General features: G+C 63.4%; 21 protein-coding genes. 15 read left to right on the top strand and 6 right to left on the bottom strand.

Annotation, left to right across the window (positions count from 1 at the left end; genetic code table 11):
• The first annotated feature begins 10 nt into the window (after positions 1–10).
• From A5658_RS09065 to A5658_RS09055, 3 genes are all read left to right on the top strand, one after another.
• On the top strand, positions 11–613 hold the full coding sequence (locus tag A5658_RS09065) for an SDR family oxidoreductase (RefSeq protein WP_067333218.1): 603 nt from the start codon (positions 11–13) through the stop codon (positions 611–613).
• On the top strand, positions 610–1,368 hold the full coding sequence (locus tag A5658_RS09060) for an SDR family NAD(P)-dependent oxidoreductase (protein WP_067333157.1): 759 nt from the start codon (positions 610–612) through the stop codon (positions 1,366–1,368). Before A5658_RS09065 ends, A5658_RS09060 begins: the two co-directional genes overlap by 4 nt.
• Before the next feature lie 153 nt (positions 1,369–1,521).
• The gene (locus A5658_RS09055; RefSeq protein ID WP_067333156.1) at positions 1,522–2,700 is read left to right on the top strand and encodes an amidohydrolase family protein; all 1,179 of its coding nucleotides are present in this window, start codon (positions 1,522–1,524) and stop codon (positions 2,698–2,700) included.
• Positions 2,701–2,709: 9 nt separating this feature from the next.
• Here the strand turns inward: A5658_RS09055 and A5658_RS09050 are convergent, their stop codons facing one another.
• The gene (locus A5658_RS09050) at positions 2,710–3,585 is read right to left on the bottom strand and encodes a helix-turn-helix domain-containing protein (protein WP_067333155.1); all 876 of its coding nucleotides are present in this window, start codon (positions 3,583–3,585) and stop codon (positions 2,710–2,712) included.
• 104 nt (positions 3,586–3,689) lie between these two features.
• Between A5658_RS09050 and A5658_RS09045 the strand changes: the two genes are divergently transcribed.
• The 7 genes from A5658_RS09045 (at position 3,690) to A5658_RS09015 (ending at position 10,056) form a co-directional block, all read left to right on the top strand.
• Positions 3,690–4,730 (top strand): zinc-binding dehydrogenase, encoded by a 1,041-nt coding sequence (locus A5658_RS09045; protein WP_067333215.1) that lies wholly within the window; start codon positions 3,690–3,692, stop codon positions 4,728–4,730.
• Positions 4,730–5,137: a nuclear transport factor 2 family protein gene (locus A5658_RS09040; RefSeq protein WP_067333154.1), complete on the top strand. Its 408-nt coding sequence runs from the start codon at positions 4,730–4,732 to the stop codon at positions 5,135–5,137. Before A5658_RS09045 ends, A5658_RS09040 begins: the two co-directional genes overlap by 1 nt.
• Positions 5,130–5,963 (top strand): SDR family oxidoreductase, encoded by an 834-nt coding sequence (locus tag A5658_RS09035; protein WP_067333153.1) that lies wholly within the window; start codon positions 5,130–5,132, stop codon positions 5,961–5,963. Before A5658_RS09040 ends, A5658_RS09035 begins: the two co-directional genes overlap by 8 nt.
• Positions 5,964–5,971: 8 nt before the next feature.
• A complete protein-coding gene (locus A5658_RS09030; RefSeq protein ID WP_067333152.1) occupies positions 5,972–6,925 on the top strand; it encodes an LLM class flavin-dependent oxidoreductase in 954 nt (317 codons plus the stop codon).
• 15 nt (positions 6,926–6,940) lie between these two features.
• On the top strand, positions 6,941–7,492 hold the full coding sequence (locus A5658_RS09025; RefSeq protein ID WP_067333151.1) for a hypothetical protein: 552 nt from the start codon (positions 6,941–6,943) through the stop codon (positions 7,490–7,492).
• 167 nt (positions 7,493–7,659) lie between these two features.
• The gene (locus A5658_RS09020) at positions 7,660–8,928 is read left to right on the top strand and encodes a cytochrome P450 (RefSeq protein ID WP_067333150.1); all 1,269 of its coding nucleotides are present in this window, start codon (positions 7,660–7,662) and stop codon (positions 8,926–8,928) included.
• Positions 8,929–8,931: 3 nt separating this feature from the next.
• Positions 8,932–10,056, top strand: a complete 1,125-nt coding sequence (locus A5658_RS09015; protein WP_231997255.1) for a dihydrodipicolinate reductase — start codon at positions 8,932–8,934, stop codon at positions 10,054–10,056.
• 12 nt (positions 10,057–10,068) lie between these two features.
• On the opposite strand, the gene A5658_RS09010 is transcribed toward A5658_RS09015, so the two are convergent.
• From A5658_RS09010 to A5658_RS08995, 4 genes are read right to left on the bottom strand one after another with little or no spacing between them, the layout of a single operon-like run.
• A complete protein-coding gene (locus A5658_RS09010; protein WP_067333149.1) occupies positions 10,069–11,625 on the bottom strand; it encodes a class I adenylate-forming enzyme family protein in 1,557 nt (518 codons plus the stop codon).
• Positions 11,622–12,824, bottom strand: coding sequence for an acyl-CoA dehydrogenase family protein (locus A5658_RS09005; RefSeq protein WP_067333148.1), 1,203 nt, complete (start codon positions 12,822–12,824; stop codon positions 11,622–11,624). Before A5658_RS09005 ends, A5658_RS09010 begins: the two co-directional genes overlap by 4 nt.
• A complete protein-coding gene (locus tag A5658_RS09000; RefSeq protein WP_067333147.1) occupies positions 12,821–13,789 on the bottom strand; it encodes an acyl-CoA dehydrogenase family protein in 969 nt (322 codons plus the stop codon). Before A5658_RS09000 ends, A5658_RS09005 begins: the two co-directional genes overlap by 4 nt.
• Before the next feature lie 7 nt (positions 13,790–13,796).
• Complete coding sequence (locus tag A5658_RS08995; protein WP_067333212.1) at positions 13,797–14,993, bottom strand: amidohydrolase family protein; 1,197 nt, start codon at positions 14,991–14,993, stop codon at positions 13,797–13,799.
• Between the two features lie 221 nt (positions 14,994–15,214).
• Between A5658_RS08995 and A5658_RS08990 the strand changes: the two genes are divergently transcribed.
• Positions 15,215–16,333, top strand: coding sequence for an acyl-CoA dehydrogenase family protein (locus tag A5658_RS08990; protein WP_067333146.1), 1,119 nt, complete (start codon positions 15,215–15,217; stop codon positions 16,331–16,333).
• Complete coding sequence (locus A5658_RS08985; RefSeq protein WP_067333145.1) at positions 16,330–17,232, top strand: TIGR03619 family F420-dependent LLM class oxidoreductase; 903 nt, start codon at positions 16,330–16,332, stop codon at positions 17,230–17,232. The genes A5658_RS08990 and A5658_RS08985 overlap by 4 nt, the downstream gene beginning before the upstream one ends.
• A 7-nt stretch (positions 17,233–17,239) precedes the next feature.
• On the opposite strand, the gene A5658_RS08980 is transcribed toward A5658_RS08985, so the two are convergent.
• A complete protein-coding gene (locus A5658_RS08980; protein ID WP_067333144.1) occupies positions 17,240–17,677 on the bottom strand; it encodes a nuclear transport factor 2 family protein in 438 nt (145 codons plus the stop codon).
• Positions 17,678–17,742: 65 nt separating this feature from the next.
• Here A5658_RS08980 and A5658_RS08975 point away from each other — a divergent pair, with 65 nt between their 5' ends.
• The 3 genes from A5658_RS08975 to A5658_RS08965 all read left to right on the top strand — a co-directional run bounded on the left by A5658_RS08975 (position 17,743) and on the right by A5658_RS08965 (position 20,132).
• Entirely contained in the window at positions 17,743–18,378 is a 636-nt protein-coding gene (locus A5658_RS08975; RefSeq protein WP_067333143.1) for a cysteine hydrolase, read from the top strand.
• Between the two features lie 87 nt (positions 18,379–18,465).
• A complete protein-coding gene (locus tag A5658_RS08970) occupies positions 18,466–19,659 on the top strand; it encodes an amidohydrolase family protein (protein WP_067333142.1) in 1,194 nt (397 codons plus the stop codon).
• On the top strand, positions 19,656–20,132 hold the full coding sequence (locus tag A5658_RS08965; RefSeq protein WP_067333141.1) for a MaoC family dehydratase: 477 nt from the start codon (positions 19,656–19,658) through the stop codon (positions 20,130–20,132). Before A5658_RS08970 ends, A5658_RS08965 begins: the two co-directional genes overlap by 4 nt.
• The last annotated feature ends 10 nt before the right edge of the window (positions 20,133–20,142 follow it).

Below are 20,142 nucleotides of genomic sequence, written 5' to 3'. Positions count from 1 at the left end.
CTTCGCAAAGATGACAACCCCTCATGTGATCGGACACAGTGACGCCGTCTCGTGGGCGATCGCAGCAAGCCTCAAGACGGTCGTCCACGGTAGCGACGAAATGATCCCGCCGGGAACCGATTCCGTTGTCGTCGCGGTTGGCGTTGATCCGACGCTGGAGCCGACCCACCTCCAGTCGATGAGCGCGGCTGACTGGCGCCGTTTCGCGGAGCAACCAATGCAGCACGCGCTGACCGCATTGCAGCGCTCGTACGTATCAATGCGCCAGCACGGAGGACGGATCGTCGTGGTATTGCCGTCGGTCGGGATGACCGGCGGGCCGCACGTCGTCGCGTCGGCTACAGCTCTCGAGGGAATACGAGCGATGGCCAAATCCGCCGCCCGCCAATGGGCCCATGCGGGCGTGATCGTCAACCAGATTGCCACGCCACTGCGCCTGTTCGCCCCCAGGTTGGGCGCAGCAGAGGCTCACGTGAGCGCGGCCGCCCTCCCGGAGAACGAGAAGATCATCGAATCGGTCGTCGAAGCAACACGATTCCTGCTCAAGCGTGAGGTCGCGGGTGTGGTTGGTGAGACGATCATTGTCGATGGCGGAGCGATGATGCTGCCATGACACTAGACGGGTACACGGTGCTGCTGACCGGAGCCGGGCGCGGTGTCGGCCAGGGCATAGCCCGCGCCCTCGCAGCGCAGGGCGCCCACGTGTTCGTCGGCACTCGGTCGGACAACGGGCAAGAGGTCGCCGCGCAGCTCGCCAGTGAGAGTTATCGAGCGACCTGGGTCCGCTGCGACGTCACCGGCAAGGACTCGATAATCCGCGCTGTCGAGGCGGCCATCACCGAGACCGGTCGGCTAGATGCGCTGGTACACAATGCCACCAGCAACGCGTCGAGCCAGCCGCACCAACTCGAGGACGTCGATGAGGCTCTGTGGCAGGACCATGTTGGCGTTTCGGTGACCGGTGCCTACCACTGCGCGAGTGCAGCCTTCGAGGCGCTGCGCGAGCGGAGGGGAACCTTCCTGGTCATGACATCACCCGCCGGCATTGAAGGCAGCGCGACGCTGCCGCTGTACGCCACGATGAAAGGAGCACTGCGGGGCTTCGCCAAGAGCTTGGCCCGCGAATGGGGGCCGCACGGTATCACCGTCAATGTCATTTCACCCCTTGCCTATTCGCCGGCGATGACCGCGGCCATCGAGGCCGATCCCGAGATGGAGGAACGGCTCGCACGCCGGATTCCGCTGGGCCGAATCGGCGATCCGGAAACCGACATCGGTTCGGCGGTTGCTTTTTTGGTAGGTCCCCAGGCCCGTTACGTCACCGGCCAGACGATCGGCGTCGACGGCGGCCATTTCACCAATCTGTGAGGCCCGCCGAAACGCGACCGAACCATACTTGCGGTCGGACGCTAATCTCAGTAACTTTCAGCGTGAGAACGCTCCCTCTCACTTTGCGATAGCGACGTTGTCACCCGCCGGGTCGGCGCGGGAAGCCCGGGCAGCTTTCGGAAGGAATTAACGATGAGCGAGGCGAACGCCTTCGAGGTTTGGGACGCCGACAACCACATGTACGAAACGATCGACGCCTACACCCGATACCTGCCGGAGAAGTATTCCGAAGCACTGAAGTTCGTCGACGTCAACGGGCGCAAGAAGCTGCAAATCCTTGGCGTGATCACCGAGACCATCCCGAACCCGACCTACGAGGTGATCCCCACGCCCGGCGCCTGGGCCGACTACTACCGAGGGATCAACCCTGAGGGCAAGACACTTCGCGAACTCGCCGAGCCCATCCGCTGCCCGGACGAATTCCGGCGTCCCGACCTGCGCCTGGCGTTGATGGATCGGCAGGGCGTCGACGGTGCGGTGATGTTCCCGACCACGGCGGGCATGCTCGAGGAGCGCACGAAGTCCGACACCGAGTTGACCCACGCAGTGACCCACGCATTCAACCGCTGGCTACTGGACGACTGGACGTTCAACTACCAGAACCGGATCTTTGCGGTCCCAGCGATCTCACTGAACGATCCCGCGAAGGGAGTCGCTGAACTCGAGTGGTGCTTGGAGAACGGGGCGAAGACCGTCTTGATCCGGCCGGCACCCGTACCGCGGGAGGACGGCACGTCGCGGTCCCCCGCACTGCCCGAATTCGACGACTTCTGGCGGCTGGTCGAGTCGTCGGGCATCTCGGTGCAGATGCACAACTCCGATGCCGGCTACGACCGCTATCTGTCGGACTGGGAGGGAGGAGACGAGTTCCAGGGCTTCCAGTTGACGAAGTTTCGCGGGTTTATCTACGAGGAGAGCCGTCACATCTTCGACACGCTTGCGGCGTTCATCGCCCACGGCGTGTTCGAGCGGTTCCCCGGGCTACGCATCGGTGTCGTCGAAAACGGTGGCTCGTGGGCGAATCGGCTGATGGATGTCTTCGATCGCGTCTACCGGAAAAAGCCGCAGGATTTCACCGAGCATCCGTGTGACGTCTTCCGCCGGCACGTGTGGGTCAACCCGTTCCACGAGGAGGACATGTCGCACCTCATCGACACTTTGGGTGCGGACCGGGTGATGTTCGGGTCGGACTTCCCGCACCCCGAGGGACTCGCCGAGCCCGCGGATTTTGTGAAGGAACTCGAGAACCTTCCGGACGCCACGACGGCGAAGGTGATGGGCAGCAACCTCAAAGAACTCATCGGCCTCTAGGCATCATTCTCAATTGCGTGGGCTAAGCCCTCCCACTCGGTCGATCTCGCGCAGCAGCGGCTGTGCGGCAGCATGGATTTCGCCCGTCGTCATAACGCGTAGCGGATGGATACCGAGAATGAGTCGCACATGGCCTCTCTCGTCCAAGACAGGCGCGGAGATGGTGGCAACCGGGAGCGCGTCGCGCGCGCTGTCGCCGGATAGCAGGTTTGCCGATATGAATTCGATGCGCAGTTGGTCAACGACGGAACGCAGATTCTGGGGCACTGTCTCGTTGGACAACGTTTCGATCGCGTGAGCCGCCTGCGCCAGCGCGGGAGTCATCCAATCGACGTCGTACCCGCGGTCTCGCGTCTGAGCCAACATTGTGTGAAGGCGCTCCGCCAGCGACGGGTCTCCGGCGGTTCCGCGCAGAATCCAGGATTTTTGTTCGCGTGGGATATCCCAAGCGGCGCAGGCGATCCCGAACGGCGGCGCATATGGAATTCGCTCGAGGGAAGCGACCGGTTGGGTAGACCCGTCGGGAGTCTCGAACGCGGTGATCACCAATTCGTCTGCCGTGCGCTCGACTACCGAGGCGGGCGCACCGGTTGCATCAGCGAGACGGCGGATGGCTTCGCGGGCGACAGCCAGAAGTGGGCGCGCGGCTTCCAACCTGTCCGCGACGAGCGCCACCGCGGGGCCAAGGTCGAACTTCTTGGAGATGGGATCCCGGGTTGCCCAACCGCGGTCGCACAGGGTCTTGAGTATGGAGTGCGCCGTCGCCTGAGAGAGGCCGAGTTCGCGAACGACGTCGGAAAAGCGGTGCCCGCCACTTTCCGGCCTGCTGAGCAGCTCAACGACATCGAGGACACGCTCGGCCGGTGCTGAAGTGGCTCCGCGCATCTTGACTCCCCTCGCACCGCATTCTACGGTCGACTCAGTAATTAGACGAATTATTCTCTAATAGTAGAGATTATTCCACGAGGATGTGACAGCCAGTGCGTGCCGTGGTGCTGCGAGGCGGTGAGCTTACGGTTCGCGAGACTGCCGATCCCGTTCCCGGGCAGGGCGATTTGCTACTCAAGACCCTTAGCACCGCGATCTGCGCGTCCGATGTGCACTACATGGACCATCCGGAGTTGGCGATCGACGATCCGACGGGCCGATCGCTCTACGACCCCGACCGCGACATCGTCATGGGTCACGAGTTCGTGGGTGAAGTGATCGGCCACGGCCCTGGATGCAGCGACGCCTTTCCCATCGGAGCCCGGGTGACATCGATGCCGATTCGGTTGGTGGACGGCGGCGCCGGGGGCTTGCGCATCATCGGACAGCATCCCGAGGCGCAGGGCAGCTTTGGTGAATTGCTCGTCGTACCCGAGGCGACGGCGAGGGTGGTAGGGGGTTCGGTGTCAAGCGATGCAGTCGCGGTGGTCGACGCCTTCGCGGTCGGCGAGTTTTATGTCCGCGCCTCGAACTTGCAGCCCGGCGAAATCCCGATCGTTCTCGGCGCCGGTGCCATCGGACTGTCCGCGGTCGCTGCGCTCAGCGCACGCGGGATTGATCCCATCATCGTCTCCGACTTCAGCGCCGATCGTCGCGAACTGGCCCAATCCGGTTTCGGCGCGCACGTTTTGGTCGACCCAGCACAGCAGTCGGTGTTCGAGGCCTTCCGCACGGTTCGTGCCGAACGCCGCCTCGCCGGCTCCGCGGTGGTGTTCGAATGCGTTGGTGCTGCGGGTCTCATCGACAAGATTGTCGCGGAGGCTGAGTTCTCGTCGCGCATCTACTGCGCGGGCGGCTGGTACACCGGCGACACCGTCGACATCACCGCAGCCACTCGAAACGGCCTCACTCTGCAGTTCGGTGGAGGGCCGCTACCGCAGGACTGGTATGGCGTTCTGGATGCGGTCGTCGAGGGGAAGCTGAACCCACTGCCAAGCGTCGGCAACATCATCGGTCTCGACGAGGTGCCCGCAGCGCTCGAGGCGGTGCGGCGGTCCGAAGGACCGCCGCGCGTCGTGATCCACCCGAACGGCGACCGCTGATGTCCGACCACGACGACCTTTTCGACCTCACGGTCCGATACGCGACGGCAATCGATAGCCAGCAGTACTCGCTTCTCACGGCGGTCTTCACCGAAGATGCCCATATCGACTACGGCGTGGTCGGCCAGTGGACCGGTGGCTCAGAGATCGCAGCGTTTATGGAGGCAGCCCACGTCGGCGCGGCGCACACGATCCATCGAATGACCAACCAGGCCATAGCAATCGACGGCGACACCGCGACGATCCGCACCTACGTCGACGCTCTCATCCTGATGGAGGATGGCTCGGGTGCGAATCCCGTCGGCTACTACGACGACCACGCCGTGCGCACCGCAGATGGTTGGCGGATCGACCGTCGTACCTACACCTCGGTGCGGCTCGCCGGAGTGGCGGCCGCCCATGGGTGACATCGCCCGGAAATACGGGCCGTGGGCGCTGATCGTCGGCGCGTCCGACGGATGCGGCACGCTCTTCGCCGAGCGGTTGGCGCAGGAAGGAGTGAACGTTGCGCTCGTCGCTCGTCGCCAACACCTTCTCGACACGGTGGCTGAGGCGATTCACTCGCGCACCGGTGTCGAAACTCGAACGCTCGCCGTCGATCTCATTGAGGCCGACGCTGCGCAGTCCATTATCGACGCCACCGCAGACCTCGAGATCGGCATGCTGGTGTACTGCGCCGGGGGGGATCCGAATTACCAACCATTTCTTGCCAATCCGGTATCGGCAGCCGAAGCGCTGTTGCAACGCAACTGTCTGGTGCTGATGCGGCTGTGTCACCACTTCGCCGGCCTCATGGTGGAGCGAGGACGAGGCGGCATCGTGAACTTTACTTCGGGGGCCGCGCTGGCCGGTGGACGAAACATGGTGGCATACGGTGGAACCAAGGCCTTCGACATGGTTTTCACCGAGGGGCTGTGGGCGGAGTTGCACGACAAGGGCGTCGACGTCCTGGGTCTGGTCCTTGGCATGACCGACACGCCCGCTCTGCGGCAACTGGAGTTCGAGCGCGGCCGGCTCACATCTGTCGACGAGATTCCCCCTGGTGCAGTGACCGCGGCCAGCGTGGTGGATGAGGCGTTCGCCAATCTTGGCAACGGACCGACGATCGCCACGGGCGATGACGTCCGCATGGCGTCTGAACTCTTCAAGTCCATGACACGCAACGAAGTGGTTCGTCTGATCATGCAGGCAAGTGCCGATGTCATGGGTTCCGACGCGCGGCAGCGCGGTTAGACAGCCCTATGTTCACCCTTCGGTTCGACATGCGAGCGCCCTCCATCGGGGCGCCCGCCAGCGAGTTGTACAGCGCGGCCAGTGAGATGTCGGCATGGGCCGAGCAGCACGGCTGTATCGCCGTCGTACTATGTGAACACCACTGCGCAGACGACGGGTATCTGCCGTCGCCGTTGCTGCTCGGCGCGGCCATCGCCGCTCGCACGAAGCAGCTGATGCTGACCCTGACGATTCTGCTGCCCTTCTACGATCCGGCACGGCTAGCCGAGGACATCGCCGTGCTGGATCACATCAGCGCGGGCAGAGCCACCTATGTATTCGGAATCGGTTATCGCGCTGAGGAATACGATCACTTCGGACTCTCCATGTCCGACCGCGGCAGGCTGGCGGACGAGAAACTCGGCTTACTACGCCGCCTCCTCGCCGGCGAAGAGATCGAACATGACGGCAGGCGAATGAAGGTCACCCCGCGACCGCGCACGCCGGAAGGGCCCATGATGAGCTGGGGCGGTGCCAGCCTGGCGGCCGCCCGGCGCGCCGGACGCAACGGTCTTGGGTTGCTGGCCAACGGCGGAGTGCCCGGAATGCGGGAAGCCTACGAAAAGGCGTGCCGCGACAACGGGTTTGAGCCCGGCCTCGTGCTTATCCCCGAGCGTGACGCCACGACCAACTGCTTCGTCGCCGACGACGTCGACGCCGCGTGGGACGAGATCGGCAAGTACCTCCTGCACGATGCGACGGCCTACTCGGAGTGGAACCCCGACAACGCCGTGTCTGCCAACATCACCACTGCCACGACCATCGACGAGCTCCGCAATACGTCGTCACACGTGATCCTCTCGGTCGACGAAGCGCGCAAGCGCGTCGCAGCGGGTGAGGTGTTCAACGTCTCGCCGTTATGCGGCGGGATACCGCCCGCGATCGCATGGCCCTATTTAAAGAGGTTCGCCGAGCTGTATTAGCCGAAAGGACATGAGATGCCCCGGAACCGCGTGGAGCTACACGAAAGGATTGCCTTCGCCAAGTGGGAGGGCTACGCGAAACCGATTGAACGCAACCGCCACGTCACATTCGGCGACGAGTTCGTCTGGGCACCCGATTCGGTGATGATGAGTCCACTGTTCAACGACGGTGTCCCGCAGTCGGCCGCCGATATGCTCTCCGACGAGGTCGCGGCGGCCATCGCCAAGTACGCGCCGGACGGCGATATTCTCACTCCGGAATGGCGCATGTGGTGGAAGCACATGCCGGACTACCAACTAATCAGCCCATTCGAATGTGTGGCCGGGGATTGGGGCTTCTCCTCCTGCGACACCTATGCGGGCACACTTCAGGACGGGACGCGGCTGGAACTGAGGGAATGGGACTATATCTGGACCGACGAGAACGGGCGCATCACGCGCTGGGATTGGTTTGTCGACTCGGCCGAGTGGAAGTCGTTGCTGGCGCTGATCGGGCTCGAGCCCGACGGGCTGACCGGCCAAGAGTACACCATCAACTTCCTAAAGGAGGGCGGCGTGGAGGCATAGCGCTCCAGCCAAGGCGAGGCCAGCCCGTACGATCATCTGAGAAGGTAGATTCTCAATATTGCGAAGAAGAATTTACGCCGAGAGGACATGGAGAGACCAGGACCGCCGAACTCACCGGCCACATGACGCAACATCACATGGCGCACATCGAAAGGCGAAGAGAAGCAATGAACGATCGATCCGGCACGTCTCCGGGATCCGTTCACTTCGATCCCTTCTCGGATGAATTCTTCAACGATCCATTCGAGACTTACCGCCAACTACGCGATCGGGCGCCCGTCTATCACAGCACGCAGTACGACTTCTGGGCGCTTTCCCGCTATGCGGATGTCGCGAGCGCAATGCGTGATCACGAAACGTATTCCTCGACGAAGGGTGTGACGCTCGATCATTTCGTCGATCCTGACGCGGTGATCCCGCAAGGGGCGATCATCATGATGGACCCTCCGCAGCACACCAGAATGCGGTCGCTGGTGAACAAGGTATTTACCCCGCGTGCAATCGCCAAGCTCGAGCCGATGATCAGGAAGGTGATCGACACAATCGCGCAAAACATCGATGTGACGTCATTCGACATGGTCGAGGACTTCTCGGCGCTGTTCCCCGTCGAGATCATCACCACGATGTTGGGGGTGCCGCCGGACGGTCGCCAGCAGATCCGGCGCTGGCTCGACACAATGCTGGAACGCGAGCCGGGAAACGTCAGCACGACGCCGCACGGCCGCGAGGCGGCGGTGACCATGTGGAGGAATTACTACGACCTTGTCGTCGAGAAGCGCGCCAACCCGCAAGACGACATGATTTCGCGGCTCACCCAGGTTGAGGTCGAACGCGATGACGGCACGATGACCTGCCTCGACGACGTGGAGATTTCGGCCTTTGCGTCGTTGCTCGGCGGTGCGGGCGCCGAGACGGTGACCAAGCTGGTCGCCAGCGCCGCTGTGGTGTTTGCGCGACACCAGGACCAATGGCAGGCACTGAGGCGAGACCGAAGCCTCATCCCCGCCGCGTTCGAAGAGCTGCTGCGTTACGAGGGGCCATCGCAATACGACATCCGTTGGAGCAACGTCGATGTCGAGCTTCACGGCGCGGTGATACCCAAGCACAAGCCGGTGATGCTCATCAATGGTTCGGCCACCAGGGATGAGCGTGCGTTCGTCGATGCAGATCGCTTCGACATCAATCGTCGGCACTCCGGCCACAACCTCGGATTCGGCTACGGAATACACAGCTGTCTCGGCGCGGCACTGGCGCGTATGGAGGGACGCATTGCCATCGATGCCCTGTTGGACTTGATCCCCGAGTTCGAAGTAGACGTCGCGGGCCTGCAACGGGTCAAGATGCCGAATGTGTTCGGCTGGGGACGCGTACCGGTGCGTTCGGTGGCGCAGCGACCGCGGTCCGGCGCTCTTGAGAAAACGCATATAGGAGATTGAACGATGGCGACTGAAAAATCCAGAAAGTATCGCGTTGTTCACGTAGGTACGGGACTGACCGGGAAGGAGGCACTCCGCGCAATCATCGATGATCCGGCACTGGAACTCGTCGGAGTCAAAGTGTCCACGCCCGAAAAGGCCGGAGTCGACGCGGGTCGCCTGTGCGGCGGAGCGGATGTCGGTATATCGGCAACCGACAATCTCGACGCGGTGCTGGCTCTCACGCCGGACTGTGTCACCTACTGTGCCACCGCCGTACGGCGCGAGAACGACGCAATCGCAGACATAGTCACCTACCTCGAGGCGGGTATCAACGTCGTGACGATCTCGACGATCCCGATGGTCTACCCGCCAGCGGCGCCCCCGCAGTGGCGCGCAGCCGTCGAAGCCGCAGCGGCGAAAGGGAATTCGACGTTCTATGCCACCGGCGCCGAGCCGGGGTTCGTCAGTCTTAACATTCCTACCTCCCTACTGGCCGGTGCCGGCACCGTCGAGTCCTATCGGATGGACGAATACGCGATCGACCTGGACAAGTCCTATCCCATCTGGGATGTGCTGCACGAATCCATGGGGTTTGGAAAGCCGGACGGGCACGTACCCGCTCGAATCGCGTCGGGCAAGGTCAACCACGATTGGGAGACGGTGGTGCGCTACATCGCCGACATCCTCGGACTAGAACTCGACGGCGTTGAACTGGATTGGGAAACATTGCTAGCACCAACGGATCTGGAGTCCGCAATCGGTGTGATTCCAAAAGGGACGATTTGCGCGCACCGTTGGCAGCTCGCAGGCGTCATCGGTGGTAGGCCAGTGGTCGCGGTGCAGTATTTCGCGACGGTAAGTTCCACACCCTGGCCGGAGCGGTGGCCGAGGCCCTCGCGGCAAGACCAAGGTGGCATGGTTATCCGAGTTCAGGGACGGCCCAGCATGTGTGTGGAGTTGTACTTCGAGCAATCGCCCTCGGATCGGGTCAATCCGGGTGTCGCGGTGACAGCGCTGGCTGCGGTCAACTCCGTACCCGCGGTTGTAGACGCGGCGCCTGGCGTGCTTGGCTATCCCTTGGCAGGTCCAGCAGTCGTGAGCCGGCAATCGCGAACGAGATCTGTCTCTTACACCGCTGTCCGCTGATGGCACGGTGGGTCAACGACTCCCGAAGCGGGCCCGTAATTCGGTCTTGAGCACCTTTCCGGTGAGGTTGCGAGGCAGCGCACCGACGAGTTCGAGTCGTTCCGGGGTCTTGTGCTTGCTGAGTCCTCGCGACTGACAGTGGTCGAAGATCGACGAGAGCGTCAGTGTCGCACCTGGGTGTGCGACAACTACCGCGCAGACGCGTTCCCCGGTCCGGTCATCGGGCACACCGATGACCGCGACGTCGGCGACCGCCGGGTGGCCGGCCAGCACGCCCTCGATCTCAAGTGCCGAGATGTTCTCTGCGTTTCGGATGATCGCGTCTTTGATCCGCCCGGTGACGACGATGTTGCCGTCGTCATCGACGTGACCGAGATCGCCTGTGCGGAACCATCCGTCGGCGTCGAACGCGCCGGCGTCCAGCGCGGTGTCCACATACCCGAGGAAGCACTGCGGACCTTTGAGCCGCAGCTCCCCAACCTCGCCGCGCTTGACCGGCCGCTCCGCTTCGTCGACAACCCGTACCGTCACACCTGGCACCGGTTTGCCGACCGTGTAATCCAGGAGCTCCGCCGGGCCGTTCGGGGCCTGTGAAGTGGCCACCGGGAATTCCGTCAGGCCCCACGCGTTGGCCACACCGTCCACTGAAAAGGCTTGCCGCACTTGATTCCCCAGCTCCGCAGTGATCGGGGCGCCGCCACCGACGCAACCTCGTAGGGCGGGATACAGCGGCGTGTCGCCGTGCTCGGCCTGCGCGGCCATGAAAGCGACGAAAAACGGGGTTGCGCTGCCCAGCAAGGTGGGCCGGTGCGCCGCAATCGCGAAAGGTGTTGCGACAGGGTCGAACGAGTCGAAGAGCACCAGTCGCATGCCGGTGTGCAGTCCAGCGGCGAGCATGGCGGCACCCCCGATATGTGACACCGGAAACGCAATCGGATTGACGTCGCTGCTGGACGCGCCGACGATGCCGATGACCCCTGCCGAACCGGCCAGGACCGAGCGGTCGCAGTGCCGCGCGCCTTTCGGCGCTGCGGTCGTGCCCGACGAGTAGTAAATCCAGCGGGGGTCCTCGCCGCTGGTCGGCGCCGGCGGCAGCGCGGCCGGATCGCCCACGGGCAGCCGAAGACCGTCGCCGATCGGCGCATCGTGGTCGATGACGATGACTGACATCGGCCGCTCGCCGACGAGCTGATGCGCGAGCGCGGTATAGTCAAAATTTCGCCACAGTCCCGGCACGATGAGGACCTCGGTGTCGAGTTGCGTTGTCACATAACGTAACTCACTTTCACGCCAAATCGGCAGCACTGGGTTTTGAACCGCGCCGAGTCGAGTCAGCGCAACCATGACCACCATCGTCTCCAACGTGGTGGGAAGTTGCCAGGACACTACGGTGCCCGCACCGATCCCCTGCGCCGCCAACGCTGCAGCACACGTCAGCGCCGCTGTCCGCAGTTGCTCGCAGGACAGGCTGCGCCCGTAGTCATCGGCGAGGACAACACGGTCCGGATGCGCCCGCGCCGCGGTCTCGACCAAAGACCAATAGGTGGGCGCCAAACGCAGCTGACTCATCTGGTGGGCAAATGCAGTCGGCGTTTGGCAAGGATATTGCGCATCATCTCCGAGCTACCGCCCGAGATCGTGTAGGCGCGTGACCACAGCCAGCATTCACGTAGACGCTGTTTGGCCTCCTGCACGGCGGGTGCGGTATCGCCTACCGCTGTCGCGCACGCCGCCAGTTCCGCGCCATACGCCGCGACCTGATGATAGGTCTCGGCGAAGCTCAGCTTCGCGATCGAACCGTCACCGGGTTGTTCGTCACCCGATGTCAACCGCTCCACATGATCGTCGATGAAGGCCTTTGCCACTTCGACCTCGACTGCCAACTCGGCCACTTTCTGGCGGATGTCGGCGGACTCCAGCGCAGGCACGTCGTCAATGTACGCGTGGCGGGCAACCGCGACTAGATCGTCGATCAGAAGCTCCAGCAGAATCACGTTGCCGCCGATGCCGAATCGTTCAAAATCCAGGCCCGCCATGATGATCGACCAGCCTTGGCCTACCTCGCCGATCAGATTCTCGGGTCCGAGCCGGACTCCGGTGAGGAAGACCTCGTTGACTTCGATCGCATCGCCGATCGTGCGGATCGGTCGAACCTCGACACCGTCTGCATCGAGCGGCACCGTGAACACCGACAGGCCGTGGTGACGCGAGGATGCTGGGTCGGTACGGATCAAGGCAAGCCCCATGTCGGCCCAGTGGCCGTCGGTAATCCACGTCTTCTGCCCGTCGATGAGCCAGTCGCCATCGTCCTGCCTAACGCCACGACTGCGTATCGCTGCGATGTCACTGCCGGCATCGGGCTCGCTGAGCAATTGGCACCAAACGTGCTCACTGGCGCGGATCAGCGGCAGCAGCGTGCGCTTCTGCTCGTCGGAACCGAAGTGCAGCAGCACGTGTGCGGCCAGGTTGACCTGGTCGACAGGCCGCGGCGCGCGAGCACGCAAGATCTCCTCGCTCACAATTCGGTCGTGTAGCGGATGGTGGTCGGCGCGGCCGCCGTACTCGACCGGCCAGTCGGCGCCTATCAGGCCCGCCTCGAACAGACCCGCGAACCACCTGCGCAGCAAGGCTTCCTGTGCTGGCGTTTCCGGCGCCCGGTGTCCTTCGCGCGCCTCGATCGCAGGGGCATGCTCGGCGATGTGAGCCTTGACCCGATTCCTGAACTCGACCAGCTCCGTTTCTGAAGGTCGGTGACCGAAAGTGCTCACCAGCCCGACTCATTCGCCAGCAGCGCTCGACTAGAACGCGCGGTGCCCATCAGATGGGAGTTGGTGAACACCCGTCGCAGTTCGTAGTGCAGTGGGTACTCCCAGGTGAATCCGATTCCGCCAGACAACTGCATGCACTCATCCACGGCGGCTGTGGATTTCGCTGCGACGAACGCGTGTGCCGCGGCCGTGAGGGCAGTCGCTCTGACGTCGGCGACCGCGATCGCGCGAGCCGCCCTCATGACAACGGCTCGCGCTTTGACCACGAAAACCACTAGCTCGACCAGCCGATGCTGGATTGCCTGAAAACTGGCTATCGGGGCCCCGAAAGCCACGCGCTCCCTCAGGTACGCCGTCAGCCGCTCCACGGTCATCGACACCGCCCCAATGGAATCGGCAGAGATGAGCAGCTGAGCGACCCGGAGTAACTCCTGGGCCCGGTCGGGCGACCCGATCAACTCGCCGGGAGCGAGGTCGAAATCGGTGCGCCACACTGTTCTGTTGACGTCCAGCAGATCGTCATCCAGCACGAACTGCCCCGAAGCTAGCTCACTGAGAAGATGAATTCCGTTGGGATCCAACAGAAAAAGGAAATCGAGCTGATCAGCGCGGACGACCCGCGCATAGTCGTCAGCGATCGCGAAGCCCGCCGACGAACTGCCGGCCAGCAGGCCTGGCAACAGTTGCTCCCTGACCTGCTCCGGCGCCGAGGCAAGCGCAGCGGCGCCCATCGTGGTTCCAAACCATGCAGAGGCATCTTGCGCGCGCCCCAATTCCTCAGCCACGACGCATGTCTCGACCGGACGCCAGCCGGCACCGCCGAGCTCCTCGTCGACGAGCAAACCGGTCCAGTCCATCGCGGCGAGGTCCTTGACGGTGCCGCGCTCTCCCCGTTCGGCAAGAAATTCGCGCGCCGACAACCTCAAGAGTTCGAGGTCGACGTCGAGTGAGCCCTCGCCCGCCATGCAGCCGTCAGCCTCGGAAGAGCAACTGCTCGGCGTTATCGCGCATGATCCGCCGCTTCGCGGCGTCGTCTAGTGGATCGAGCAGCTTCACGAAGTCCGCGGGCTCGGCCATGCCTTCGGCGTGTGGGTAATCCGAGCCCATGACCAGGCAGTCGTCGTATCCCATGCTGGCGACGATCGCAGGGATGTCGTCCTCGGGATAGGGCACCACGCGAACGTGACGGCGGAAAATTGTCGACGGTCGCTCGGTCAGCTTCCCGCCGATCCACGGACCGTTGCGGCCCATGCCGCGGCTTTTGTCCATGTGTCTGACAAAGAACGGCACCCATTCCGCGCCGTGCTCAGCGACCAGGACGCTGAGGTTCGGGAAACGACCGAAGAGGTTGTCGAAGATCAGCGCCGACAACGTGTCCTCGATCGGCCGCTGTCCATAGATGTTCATCCACTGCCACGCCGACATGTGCCACGATGCGGGGTCGGAGTTTTGGCCCCACGCGGGCGAAATGGCGTCGAAATACCAGAACGGCATGATGTGGTAGACCAGCACGCAGCCAGCCTCCTGCAAGCGCGCGTAGATGGGGTCGAAGTACGGATCGCCAGGTGATCGACCGTACGCCGGACCGGTCGGCAACATGACAAACTTCGCGCCTTGGGCGATGATCGCCTCCGTCTCGGCGATCGCAGAATCCAAGTCGCGCAGCGACAACAGCGCCGTCGCGAAGATCTTGTCGTCGAAATTGAAGCCCCACTCCTCGTCGAACCACCGATTGAACGAACGCAGGTTCGCGTATAGCGCCTCGGTGTCGTCGACATAGTGTTCAGCCGCCAAGGCCATGCCGCTGGGATAGATGACCATCCGGTCGATGTTCTGCTCCGCCATGACCGATAGACGCGGGACGCGCGACACGAATTCCGGTTGCATGGGCTGCGGCTCGTAGGACTCCTCCGGGTTGCCCGAACCCATCTGTCGCAGCATCTCCTTGAGCGAACCGGGCCGGTAGGCGACATCCAATCCCAGACCGCCTTCACTGTTGAAGGTAGCCACGCGATGCCCCGCAAGGATCACCTCGACCCCGTCGGCACCGCGCACCGTCGTGATCGCCCGATCCCGAAACTTCTCCGGCAGATAGCGCGTGAATGCGTCCCGCGGTTCGTAGCAGTGGGTATCGCAGTCAAAGATGCCATAATCGAGTTTCGTCGTCACCACGTCGCTCCTTTGCGAGAATGCTTATTCTCTATTTCCAGAAAAGATACTATCCTCAACCGGCAATGACCATCCCGGGCCTACGGTGCCAGGAATACCCCGGCGGCGGCGTAAGCCGCCGACACCGGGACGCCCACGACAACATTGGCTCCCACAACGACCGTCGACTGAAAGGCCCAGAGCCATCAAAGCCATTGACGGACAACGGGATCAACGGATAGATGACTGAGTCCGACGACCTTCGCGGCGTGGTGCGCGAGTACCTGGCCGAGACGTCACCGAGCGAGACCGTCCGCAAGCTGATGCTGACCGAAACCGGCTACGACGAGGCCGCGTGGCTGCAGATGGCCCGTGAGTTGGGACTGCATGGCATCGCCGTTCCGGAGCGTTGGGGCGGCGCCGGCGCCGGCGTGGCCGAGTTGGCGGTGGTTTTCGAGGAAATGGGGCGCGCCCTGCTGTGCTCGCCCTTTTACGCCACCGTAGGCCTGGCCACGCAGGCGATCCTCGCCAGCGGCGACGACGAGGCCGCCGAACGGTTCATTCCCGGGTTCGTGGACGGCTCGACAACGGCAACGCTGATCCTGAACGGTCGACTGGACGTCTGGGATCCGGCGGCCGTGACGTTGCGGGCCGACCGGGACGGCGCCGGTCACCGGATCCAAGGTGAGGCTCCGCTGGTCATCGACGGCCATACCGCCGATGTCGTTCTGGCCGCAGCGAATACCGCCGCCGGGCTCTCGTTGTTCGCGGTGAACGCCCGATCAGCGGGGGTCACGCGCACGACACTTGCCGGGATCGACCGCACCCGCAAGCTCGCTCGGGTGCAGTTCGACAACGCGAGCGCGCAACTGATCGGAAGCGACGGCGGTGCAGCAGACTTCCTGACGCGCGCCTCGGACCTTGGCATCGTGGCGCTGGCGGCCGAACAGGTCGGCGCGGCGCAACGCTGCCTCGACATGGCTGTCGAATACGCGAAGAGCCGGATTCAGTTCGGTCGACCGATCGGAAGCTTTCAGGCGGTCAAGCATCGCTGCGCGGACATGCTGGTTCAGGTGGAGGGTGCCCGCTCAGCCGCGTCGCACGCCGCAGATATCGCCGACTCGGCCGGAGCCGACGACTTTGCGACGGCCGCGTCGGTCGCGAAACTGGCTTGTTCGGAAGCCCTGCTGCAGGCGGCGCTCGACAACATGCGCATCCACGGCGGCATCGGCTTCACCTGGGAACACGATGCCCACCTGTTCGTCCGGCGCGCCAAGGCCAGCCAGCTGATGTACGGCAGCCCCGATACCCATGCCGAGCGCCTGGCCATGCTCGTCTCCGAAGTGAAAGGACCCTTATGACCATTTCGTTTTCCCTCGAATTGCCCACTCAGCGCGTCGAGGCGGTCGAGGAATTCGTCACCGCCGACGCCATCGCGGACGTCGCGCGCGTGGCCGAAGAGGCCGGGTTCGCCGCGGTTCATGTGACCGACCACCCCGCGCCTGACGCGAAGTGGCTCGACCACGGCGGCCATCACGCCCTCGATCCGTTCGTCGCGCTGTCGTTCGCCGCCGCGGCCACCGCCGACATCAAGCTGCTGACGAACGTCTACATTGCCGCTTACCGCAACCCCTTTCTCGGGGCGAAGTCAGTGCAAAGTCTTGCCGCCCTGTCGAACGGGCGGCTCATCCTGGGTACTGCTGCGGGATACCTCAAACCCGAGTTCAAGGCGCTGGGAGTCGATTTCGACAACCGTGGCGCCCTGCTCGACGAGGCGCTCGACGTGCTGGATCAAGTACTCACTGGCGCCGATATCGCCTACGAGGGAACGTCGTTCGCGGCGCGCGGGGTTCGTCTGCGACCTCTGCCGGCCAGCCCCCCGCCCGTCTGGGTCGGCGGAAACAGCAAGCCCGCCGTTCGCCGGGCAGTGTCGCGTGCTCAGGGATGGGCGCCCTTCAACACGTTCGGCTATGCCACGGCCTCGCGTACCGCGGAGATCTCCACGATCGAGGACCTAGAACTCGCGATCGACTGGGCGCGGCGCTATGCGACCGAGATTGGCCGCACCGAGCCGCTGGACATCTGCTTTTCCGCCGGAAATCTGTTGGACGACAGCAGATCGGCCGACGAACGCCATGAGACCATTTCCAGGCTGGCCGCCGCCGGAGTGACCTGGCTGACCATCGCGCCACCGGGGGCGGACCGCGCCGAGCTGATCGAGCGTTCCCGCGCTTTCGCCAAGGAATTCATCACGGCGTGACCCGCCGTCAGCCCATCAGGCTGTCAGCGGCGAATGCGTCCACTCCGATCCGGCGATGGGCGAACAGCCACCGGCCTTGCACCGGGACGAGGACGTCTCGGTAGCGGCCCCAATGGTCGAGCCCGATGTCGGTGTGCACAGCGAAGTAGCTACTGACCTCGACCCTGTCGCGATCCACAGTCCCGAACCGGACGCTCGACACGTGATGCCGGACATGCGTCGGCGCGCGGCGCCCCGAGTTCGCGGGCCGGGTGACTGCGGCGCCGAGACCCGCCTCGATCTCAGCCGGACCCGTCAACGGCTCGCCACCGCCAGTGAATTCCAGCACGCCCGCGGCGTCGAAACACCCTGCCAGCGCATGGAGATCGAAGCGGTCCGTGGCCGCGGTGTAGTCGGCCAGGGTTTGACGCACCGACTCCCGCACCTCGAGCTCCCATGCCTCCACCCGGCCTCCTCACGCAAAGACTCAATCGGAACCAGCTTTTGAGTCACACGATAACGTGTGTTCTCATGCCGCAACCAAGCTTGCAAGACCTGCTCGACCCCGCCACCACCGCGCTCGTGACCCAGGAGTGCCAGGGCGGGGTGATTGGCCCCCAGGCCGGCCTGCCGTTCCTAGCCGAAGAGGCTCGGCGCGAAGCGATTCCCAACATTGCGAAGTTGATCGAGGCCGCCAGGGCGGCCGGAGTCGCCGTCGTGCATTGCCTCATCGAGAAACGCCCCGACAATCGCGGGTCCAACACCAATGCACGGCTGTTCATGGCCGGCACGTCGTTTGCCGCGGACTTGGCGCCTGGCAGCCCCGGCGCGTCAGTTCTGCCCGAGTTGGGACCCGCGCCGTCCGACCTCGTGCTCACTCGGACTCACGGTGTCGGACCCATGACCGGGACCGATCTCGACTCCGTGTTGAGGAATATGAACATCAAGACGATTGTGGGCGTTGGTGTTTCGGTTAATATCGCCATCCAGAACTTCGTGATGGACGCGGTCAACCGCAGCTATCAGTTCGTGCTGCCACGCGATGCGGTAAGCGGGTATCCGCGGGAGTACGCCGACTCCATCATCGACAACACCCTGGCACTGCTGGCCACCGTGACCACCACCGATGCCGTGGTCGGAGCGTGGCGACAGCCCGATGCCCCGTAACCCGATCTGGATGTTGCAAAGCGATGATGATAATGTCGTTCTCAATTAGCGTAAATGATCATATTCGCTGCTCAGGAGGAAAGTTCAATGTCTTCCCGTTCGTTACCGTACCCGGTCTTCGACATCGACAACCACATGTACGAGACCGAGGATGCGCTCACGAAGTACCTGCCGAAGGAGCATCGCGGAAAGGTCGGCTACGTCGAGGTAAACGGCAGGCCCAAACTGGTCGTCAAGGACCACATCAGCCACATGATTCCCAACCCGACGTTCGCGCGGGTTGCACGGCCGGGCAGTGCCGAAGACTACTTCCTGGGCAACAATCCCGATGGTCTGAACTTCCGTGAATTCATCGGTGAGGCAATGGATGTCATTCCGGCTTACCAGGAGCCCGCACCCCGCCTGGAGCTGATGGACGAACTGGGCATCGACCAGTGCGTGATGTACCCGACCCTCGCGAGCCTCATCGAGGAACGCACCACCGACGACGTCGTCCTCACCCACGCGATCATCCACGCACTCAACGAATGGATGCTCGAGCACTGGACGTTCAACTATCAGGACCGGATCTTTCCGACTCCGGTCATCTGCCTGCCGTTGGTGGACGAGGCCATCAAGGAACTGCATTGGTGCCGCGAGAACGGCATGAAGACGTTCCTGGTCCGTCCCGCACCGGTACCCAGCCGATTTGGTGGTTCGCGCTCGATGGGTCTGCCTGAGTTCGATCCGTTCTGGGAAGAAGTCGTCAACTCCGGCATGCCGGTCACCATGCACGCCTCCGACAGCGGCTACCAGAAGCACCTGATGGAGTGGGAGGGCGGCGACGAATACCTGTCGTTCAAGCCAAGTGCGCTCCGCGAGGTCGTGATGGGCCACCGGGCCATCGAGGACACCCTGGCCGCGATGATCTGCCACGGCGCGCTGTCGCGCTTCCCTGACCTGAAGATCTTTTGCGTCGAAAACGGCAGCGGCTGGGTGCGCAACCTACTCGAGCAGCTCAACACCGCGTACAAGATCATGCCCAAGGAGTTCGACGAGCATCCCGTCGAGGTGTTCAAGCGCAACATCTACATTCACCCGTTCCTCGAAGACGACGTCAAGAGCATCGTCGACATCATGGGCGAAGATCACGTGATGTTCGGCTCCGACTTCCCGCACCCCGAAGGCATCGGAGACCCGTTGAGTTTCGTCGACCGGCTCGACGGCATCTCGGAATCCGCCAAGGCAAAAATTATGGGTGGCAACGCGATTGAGCATCTGAAGCTCAAGGTCCCGGCATGACACAGGCCCCCGTGTCTCCGACAGAGTATGACGGGATCGCCGGCTTCGAGGCGCATGTCGGCCAACACCTTGGCTACAGCGACTGGCGTCAGATCACGCAGAAGGAAATCGATTTGTTCGCCGAGGCAACCGGCGACCACCAATGGATCCACGTCGATCCGGAGAAGGCCGCCAACGGCCCCTACGGCGCTACCATCGCGCACGGCTATCTCACCTTGTCGCTGGTACCTATTCTCGTGCAACAGATCTACCGGGTGACCGGTTTGTCGATGCAGGTGAACTACGGCTCGGACAAACTGCGCTTTCCCGCACCGGTGCCTGTCGACTCCCGCATCCGTGCAGGGGCGGAGCTCGTGAAGGTGGAGCGCAACGACAAGGGCGGACGCGCCACGGTACGGGTCACGGTTGAAGTCGAAGGAAGCGACCGGCCGGCGTGTGTCGTGGACACCATCGCCGCGATGATCGACGCCTGAAGACGCGGCT

This window comes from Mycobacterium sp. 1245111.1 (assembly GCF_001673405.1).
Lineage (GTDB): Bacteria > Actinomycetota > Actinomycetes > Mycobacteriales > Mycobacteriaceae > Mycobacterium.
Note: the sequence above shows the minus strand (reverse complement) of the source record. Positions and strands in the feature narration are given on the sequence as shown.